At 43.1% G+C, this 7728-nt stretch carries 6 protein-coding genes and 1 pseudogene; all 7 read right to left on the reverse strand.

Going from position 1 to position 7728, the window contains the following annotated elements; translation table 11 throughout:
* Positions 1–201, reverse strand: a 201-nt coding sequence (locus tag ABID39_RS07295) for a glycoside hydrolase family protein (RefSeq protein WP_435521312.1), incomplete at its 3' end; no start/stop codon positions are given.
* Between the two features lie 14 nt (positions 202–215).
* Positions 216–2324, reverse strand: a complete 2109-nt coding sequence (locus ABID39_RS07300) for a hypothetical protein (protein WP_354187436.1) — start codon at positions 2322–2324, stop codon at positions 216–218.
* A gap of 22 nt (positions 2325–2346) precedes the next feature.
* Positions 2347–2601, reverse strand: a complete 255-nt coding sequence (locus ABID39_RS07305; RefSeq protein ID WP_354187438.1) for a hypothetical protein — start codon at positions 2599–2601, stop codon at positions 2347–2349.
* A 9-nt stretch (positions 2602–2610) separates the two neighbouring features.
* Positions 2611–3591 (reverse strand): gene transfer agent tail collar protein BgtC, encoded by a 981-nt coding sequence (gene bgtC, locus ABID39_RS07310; RefSeq protein WP_354187440.1) that lies wholly within the window; start codon positions 3589–3591, stop codon positions 2611–2613.
* Positions 3584–4453, reverse strand: a complete 870-nt coding sequence (locus ABID39_RS07315; RefSeq protein ID WP_354187442.1) for a transglycosylase SLT domain-containing protein — start codon at positions 4451–4453, stop codon at positions 3584–3586. The genes bgtC and ABID39_RS07315 overlap by 8 nt, the downstream gene beginning before the upstream one ends.
* On the reverse strand, positions 4450–6768 hold the full coding sequence (locus ABID39_RS07320; RefSeq protein WP_354187444.1) for a hypothetical protein: 2319 nt from the start codon (positions 6766–6768) through the stop codon (positions 4450–4452). The genes ABID39_RS07315 and ABID39_RS07320 overlap by 4 nt, the downstream gene beginning before the upstream one ends.
* Positions 6761–7728: pseudogene (locus ABID39_RS07325) on the reverse strand (hypothetical protein); the annotation flags it as partial. The gene ABID39_RS07320 and the pseudogene ABID39_RS07325, both read right to left, overlap by 8 nt.

Raw genomic sequence — 7728 nt, forward strand, 5'->3', positions numbered from 1 at the left:
TTGACGTAAATCTGCCAAAAGCATAGCTTCTGCTTTTTTTTCCGTAATAACCATACCATCAACAACCACTGGGTTGCCAGCTTTTTCTGTATGCCCATAACCAATTGTCCAAATACCGGATACGTCTTTATAAGCATGGAGCCTTAGTCCTTCCCATTTCTTTAAATAGTTTAGACAGCTTTTATTGATCTTTCGTGCCATTGTTTAATTCCGTTCTATAAATATACCCTGATTAATACGGCGCCATCACCACCATCGCCACTGGATGAAGTGGTTGCATCTTTTCCTGAGAAATAACCACCGCCACCGCCGCCATAAACACTGTTTTCACCTTTGCCACCATAGCTACCAGCGCCGCCATCGCCACCCCACATACTATTTCCACCTTTGCCACCATAGCCACCAACACCCTCACCGCCACCGCCGCCAGCGCCACCACCGCCACCGCCCCCATAAACACTGTTTCCACCATCGCCACCTTTGCCACCATTGCCACCATAGCCACTCTGGCCTTTCCACATATTTCCACCTTTGCCACCAATGCCGCCAGCGCCACCGCCGCCATAAACACTGTTTCCACCTTTGCCGCCTCTGCCACCATGACCTCCACCTCCACCAGCGCCACCATTGCCGCCACCGCCGCCGCAGCCATAAATACTATCCCCACCTTTGCCACCATTGCCACCATGTCCACTAGATCCATCGTTGCCTTCACCGCCACCTTTGCCGCCAGCGCCACCTCTACCACCATTCGATAAAAAATTATCCCCACCTTTGCCACCATCACCGCCACCGCCATTACGATAATTATAGCCTACTTCATCACTGCCTTTTTTACCGTCACCGCCTTTGCCACCATCACCGCCTTTGCCACCCAAGGCACCATAGCTACCAGCGCCGCCTTCGACACCATCGCCAACATCAGGTGTATTACCGATAGATCCATTATCACCGTCAATGCCACCTTTAATGAGGCTATCTTTTCCGTTTAAAGCTTTAATAAATAGACCAACTTCTGTATGACCACCGTATTTATTACCAGTAGCTTTTCCACCTTTTCCGATACGCACTAAGTTGCTTCCAAGAGATTTTTTTCTTGCTCTTACATATGCACAACAACCACCAATGCCACCAATGCCATCCTTATCATCGCCAGCATTACCTCCTCCCCAAGCCCATATCTCAAGTTCTGTCTCACCAGTGATACCTTCCGGCCAAGGAATGTTTCCACTTTCTGTCATGAGGATTTCAACAGGTTTACAATGACAGCTTCCATTGCTGTCGCTGCTATTTGCTTTAATTGAAGCCAGTAAGTTGACTGGTGATATAAGACCATCCTCTGTTTTTGTGCCATTAATCCAGTCTTGCTGTTCAAAAGCTTGGATGAGATCAACTTTTTCTTGCACCTTTTCAGCTGTCTTTTGCGCTTTATCAGCCGTCTTCTGCACACTATTGATAGAAGCTTGTGCACTCTCTGCTGTCTTTTGTGCAGTAGCAGCAACAGCTTGTGCATCTACGGCTTTAGTTTCTGCACCCTTGGCTTCACTTAATGCACTATTCGCAATTTCTTTTGCTTCATCGGCTGTACTCACTCCACACTCGGCTGTCTTTTTTACTTCTTTTATGCCGTCTTTAAGCGCTGTAATCTCTGCTATCTGTATGCGCTCTTCAGCCGTTAATATAAAATGCTTCTCTCCCTCTCGCATATTGTCCATATCAAAAGTATCTTTTTCGATTTTTTGTGGATCATAGACCGACTTTGACATTGCAACGGACTTCGATAACGAAAAGTAATGAATGGTATTTTTCAGATCAACAGGAGAAATAGGATAATTGACGCCCTCATCGCCCATATGCCACTTTTCTATCGTAGGACCAAAAGAACTAAGCCATTGCAGCTTTAATCTTTCTTCTTCAGTCAAAATCTTTTTGTTAGGACCCTCACTCATATTTTCCATAGAAAACGCACTTAACCTTATATTGTCTGGGTCATAAGTTGCTGATTTCATATCACCGATTTCTAAAGAAGAGGGCTTTACCCAACCAGCTCCGGATAAGAGCGTATCTTCGCTCGGATGCCCACTGGCTTCGATATCATAAACTGTGGCTTTCGCTTTATAAGCAAGATCCCCAATATCTCTCTTGGCAACAGCATCGTCCGCCTTTTTCCCTTGAGCAGCTGTCGCAAAATAGTCTACAGGATAGGCTGCGGCACTCCCTACTGAAACAGGAGCAAGAACCTTAGTGTCTGAAAGACCTTCTTTGACTTCTTCTTTTGTTGCTGGTTTAATCTCAAGTGTATGCGTATGATGGGGAAGAGGCATGACATTCAATTCCTTAATAAATTTATTTTTTAGGTTGTGTGGAAGAGGAACCCTGCAAGCGCACTTCATCGATCATTTTTTGCAGGGCTTCTAAGCGTTCATCTGTCGCTTTTTGCTGCTCCATCAAAGCATTTAAAAAATCATGCTGAATCTCATTTTTGATCATATCGATGATCTTATTTAATGGAGCATGAACCATTCTATGACTTGCATAAAAAAGAACGCGGATTTGCTCCGCGTCAGTAATATCATCAATAGCAGATGGATTATTCAGCATTCGAAAACTTTATGATTTTATCGCATAAACAACCGTTGCATTTACAGGGCGGGTTTCTGCCTCACCTGTTGCAGAAAGGCTGACCTTATGGGTATGTTCACCAGCAAAATTGGTCGTACTTGTTCTGTAGCCAGTATTATAAGCTGGATTTCTTTTCCCAACATTAACCGCCCCTCCCATAAGGGAATAATAATCAAACCCGTGTTTATGTCCGCCTGCTTTTTCAACAGTGCAAGCGTGTGTATGTGATTTGATGCTATCTTTCTGTATATCCGCAAATTTTCTTTTGCTGTCTAAGCCACGACCATCATCAAAGCCACGCAAAAACATTCCTCTAAAATCGGGGACTCTAAAGGTTTCATCACCATTTTTCCCCCACTTATCCCCTATAGCTTTGAATAAGTCTGGATAATCTTTGCTCTTATAAACAGCACCATTACATAAAAGCCAACCACTTGGAAGTTCTTGCATAGCAAATGCTGCAATAAAGCCGGCAGGAAAGCTTCTTATTTTTGGAAATGTTTTGAATGTAGGATTGATTAAATACCACCCATCAAGATCTTTTTTTGAAGCATCCTCACTATAGACGATTTCATAAATACCGCCCGTTTGTAATTCACCACCTTCTAAAGGAAGAACACCGGCATCTGTTACTTTGTAAACAGGCTCTTCTTCTATGTTATTAACCGTGATTGTTGTCGGACCAATATTGACGCCACAAGCCTTAAAACGCAGAATAAGATCATTTTTATACGTCGTTATCGGTGAAACTGTTGTCAACTTAATAGAAGTTGTCTTTTCTTTATCATTCACATGAAAGACAGAACGCAGAGAACCACCATTATCGGCAAGATATTCCCGCACACGTTGCATCATCGCTCGTGCACTATTGTTAACAGAACTTGGTGGTTGTCCCTCTGCCCAATTAATAAGATCATCTGAGTGTGCATTGGCATCAGCTGTAAGCGACCAATCATAAATATCAGACATGATAAGCTCCTATTCTCCTCAACAACTCTCCTCGCAATTGTTCTTCTCTTTGTTGTCCAAAGAAGGTCGCGGGCTTCCGCCTTGAAGGATCAATTAACCCTGTTAAATCTATAGAAGGACGTGCACCAAACTGCGCTCCCCCTGCCATGCTTGGTTTGTGCATCTCTTGCTGCTGTGCCCTCTGTTCTTCCTTATTGTGTATCTCTGCGCTCTGTTTCATTAAGTCAGCGAATTTCATTAAACCATCTTTAAAAGAAGAGGTGTTATTTGTCATAACCTGATCGCCCTCTATCGCTTTTTGAAACCTCTCAATCCCTTGCAATGAAGCTTTTTCTTGTTGTGCTCCCTGCCAATTTTCTTGCTGTGATTGCGTCATCATATTTGGAACAGAAGCCGTTTTGTCATAAAGCTGATAAACATGATTCATAAAATCACTCGCCGTGTTTTTGATCTGTCCACCATTCAATGCCACTGCCTGTTGACCTAAAAGCTGATGGGCTGGTAATGTCGGGTTTTTGATAAGCTTGGCTGCTCCTGCCGCTCCTTGTTGATGAGCTAAATAAAGCTCTTCTTCTGAGGGTTCTCTGCCCAAAGCTGTTTGCAAATAACGCGCATTATCCTTCGTCAATCGCGCCATAGCATCAGCCGACTGAAAGGGATCAAATTTATTTTTTAATTGATACTGTTTGGCTGTTGAATCTAAAAATTGATACACCCCTCCTGCACTACTGTTCTTATTTTGTGCATTCGGATTACCCTGACTTTCGATCATAGCCACGCGTTTTAAAAAGCTTTCCGGTAAACCATAATTTCGTGCTGCCTGAGATATGGCATGCTTAACATGAAGAGGAAAATCAATCACTCGTTTGCAATCCCTCTAACAGCAGCGCCATTCAAAAGAAAACCAACAAGATTGATCAATTTTGCGTGCTCATCTTTTCTTATTAAGCGTTGCTTTTCTGCTTCATGAAACTTCTGAAGAAGTTCAACTGCTTTTTTCCTTGATAACCCAATATCTCCCCTCTCACGCGCTGTTATGAGAGCTGCAATATCTCTTTCTGCATCTTTATGGACCATTTGCATTATTCTTGCCCATGGTTCTGTAAAAAGCTTTAAGGGCGCCTTATATATAGAGAGATTCTTTATATTCTTATCGCGTTGCGCTGCTTTTTCTCCTACTTCCCCTACATGTTTTGGCAGTTGTGAAAAAAGCTTTGATCGCTCCGCCTCTGGCCTCAACATTTTCATCAGCTGATCCGCTTGATCCTTACTATAAATATGCTGTAGTTTCTCTTGAGTATTTTGCGGATTAAATAAACTTAACAAACTATTCTCTGGATTATTGGCATTTTTTGATGCATGTTCTATCTGTTCACGAACACCTTTTCTAAAGGCATCTCGTTCCAATGCCCCCATCCCTGCAAGCTGACTTTTAATCATATCTAAATCAACTGTCTTCTCCAGTGCTTTTTTCCCATGATCCAATGCATCACCAATTTCGAGTTCGCTTCGATAAAGGTTCCGCGCTTTGGCATACTCTGGAGAAGATGTTTCCAAAACATCAAGAAGTTCTTGCTTAACATTCATCAACTCTCTAGAATATCCTCGTTCTCCTTTTATAGCAGCAGAGTTAATCTTATCATCCAGCACTTCTTTCGCCTTGTGTAAAAGCCGCATATCCAACTGTGAACTGCTCTTGCTTGCTAAAATCTTTGGATCTACATCATTAAGCACTCTTTCCATTGCTTTGTCGGAGGATTTTTGAAATGCAGGTCTTTTTTGCAAGAGCGATAATTTCTCTTGAGCCGTCTTAGCAATTGGCATTGCCTTTGCTCTCTCATACAGAGGACCAGCCTTTTCTTGTGCTTTGTTAATAATCTCTTGCTTTAAATCATTTGTATTAACTTTCGGACCAAGCACTTTTGTTATTCCGTCGTTAACCCGTCGAGCCGTTTCATCTTGCCGAGCTCCTAAACGGTTTTTTACGATTGCATAGGTATCATAATCTTTTTTGGCTGCATCAAAAACTCGCGCAGAAAGCCCCTCATGAAGATCAATAATCATTGAATCAGGACCACGCTGCTTTAATGTCTTTCCAAGGTTATCCATAACATCATCCCCTAAAGAATGACTTACTTCCCTCAGAGCTTTAGTGCTTATTCCATGGGTTGCGGGTTTCGTCACCCCAACCAATTTACCTAAACCTTGTATAGCAGCAGAAGGCATTTGTTTAACAGAAGAAGGTATAACTTTTGAGATTCCACTAGCGACAACGGGGGTCGCTGCTCCTAAGAATGCTCCAGTGGCTGTTGTGCCTAAAGTATTCCAAAAACCTTCACCCTCACCACTTCCTACTACAGCTCCATGGATAGCATTAACTTTTGCCGCACGTAGTAGGTAAAATTTTGCTGCCTCTTTTCTTGCTGCTGCTTCCACTGCAGCTTTACCAGCAGCCTTAGCTGCTCTATGTGTTGCACCTTTCGCCAAGGCTAATTGAGTAGCTCTTTCCCCTGCTGCAAGAGCTTTACTTGTTATTTTTGCTCCCGAAGCTGCTGCTTTTTCTGCTGCACGCCTTGTAATATTTGCAGCTGCTTTCATTGCGGCGTCACCTGTTATTTTAGCTCCTGTAACTGCTGATCGTCCTCTTAAAAGAGTAGGTACAGCACGCATTGCAGCAGGTACAGCACGTCCCCCTATCACAGCAGCACGTGCAAGAGCAGCTGCTCCTGCTACAGGAGCAGAAACTACCATAGGAATAGAAGATGCCAACTCACCAACCACATTACCAGCCAAATAGAGATAAGGATGATCTCTATTGGCTGCTTTTTTATAGTCGCGCCATTTCTTCGCAACTTCATTATATTTTTTGACAGCTTCTTTATCTCCCATCCAATATTTTGCAACTCCTGTAACATTAGGTCCTGCTGCCAACACCCCTGCTATTTCCTCATCATAGCTCCAAGCCGCTCCATGCACTGCTCCCCATTTAAAAGCATCCATAGCACTTGATTGCGGTCTCTCCTGTTGTGCCGTAGCCTTTTTATTCCCTGCGATAGATCCATTAAGCCTTTCTTTATTCTTTAAAAAAAACTCTTGAAGTTGTTCGGGTGTATAGTCATTGATATGCCCAATGACTCTTGTATTTTTACGATGAATAAGAGGTGGTAACTCAGCCATTGGTTTGTTTCTCCTTAATGAGACCATCACTATCAACAAACAGCATACCTTCCGGCAATGCTTCGAAATATTTGTTGAATTGATCATCGGATCCTTCACTCTTCTCATCATTTTGCTTATCAGGCGTGATCCCATAGGCTTCTTGAATAAGTTCAACTGTTAGTTCTCCATTCCCAAAAAGAAGAACCTTCGTTGCTCTATTCGCTTTACTATAAGTATCAATAATCGTTTGAAGAGATTTTTTCATTTGCTTCGATGTAAGATTCGTCCCCAATGCTGCAACCGCATTCTGCAGCGCTTTAAATTCAACATTTGATAAGTTTCCAAAGCCTGATGCCCCATTGGGTGCTAAGGATTTCATTTTTTGCAATGTATCAATGGCAATGTTACTCTTCAGAGTTTCCAATATAGCTGCAAAATCAGCTCCTTCTGATCCTGGTACCCCTGAGAGAAGATGACCAAGCGTGCCAACGATCCTTGGATTTTCATCAAGTATTTCCATTAAATCTTTTGATGTGTTAACAAGCCGCTCTCCACGGGCGATCCCCTCGGCATAGCGTAATAATGCTTCGTTCTTTTCTTTTATTAATTTACGTTCTGCAGCACTTCCTGTAATGGGTATGGCGCGTAAACCACTCTGTGTACTTTTATCCTTCACAAGCGTGTAACCAGCTTCAGCAGCAGGTCCAGCCCCCTGTGTCCCCTGTATAGGAATAACCTTCCCCGAGCTTGAAACTTGGAAAGGAACGTCCTCCGGAAGCCCATACTCTGCTTTTTCTTCTGCAGTGAGTGTTCTATAACCCCCATCAGGACTTGAAACAGGAATAACCTTCCCCGAGCTTGAAACTTGGAAAGGAACTTCTTCCGGAAGCCCATACTCTGCTTTTTCTTCTGCAGTGAGTGTTCTATAACCCCCATCAGGACTTGAAACAGGAATGAGTTTTCCCGAGCTTGAAACTT

It is taken from the genome of Bartonella japonica (assembly GCF_040545385.1).
In the GTDB taxonomy this organism is placed as follows: Bacteria; Pseudomonadota; Alphaproteobacteria; order Rhizobiales; family Rhizobiaceae; genus Bartonella; species Bartonella japonica.

Coding starts and splice junctions, on each gene's coding strand:
- ABID39_RS07300 (WP_354187436.1), bottom strand. CDS start 2,324: ATGCCTCTTCCCCATCATACGCATACACTTGAGATTAAACCAGCAACA.
- ABID39_RS07305 (WP_354187438.1), bottom strand. CDS start 2,601: ATGCTGAATAATCCATCTGCTATTGATGATATTACTGACGCGGAGCAA.
- bgtC (WP_354187440.1), bottom strand. CDS start 3,591: ATGTCTGATATTTATGATTGGTCGCTTACAGCTGATGCCAATGCACAC.
- ABID39_RS07320 (WP_354187444.1), bottom strand. CDS start 6,768: ATGGCTGAGTTACCACCTCTTATTCATCGTAAAAATACAAGAGTCATT.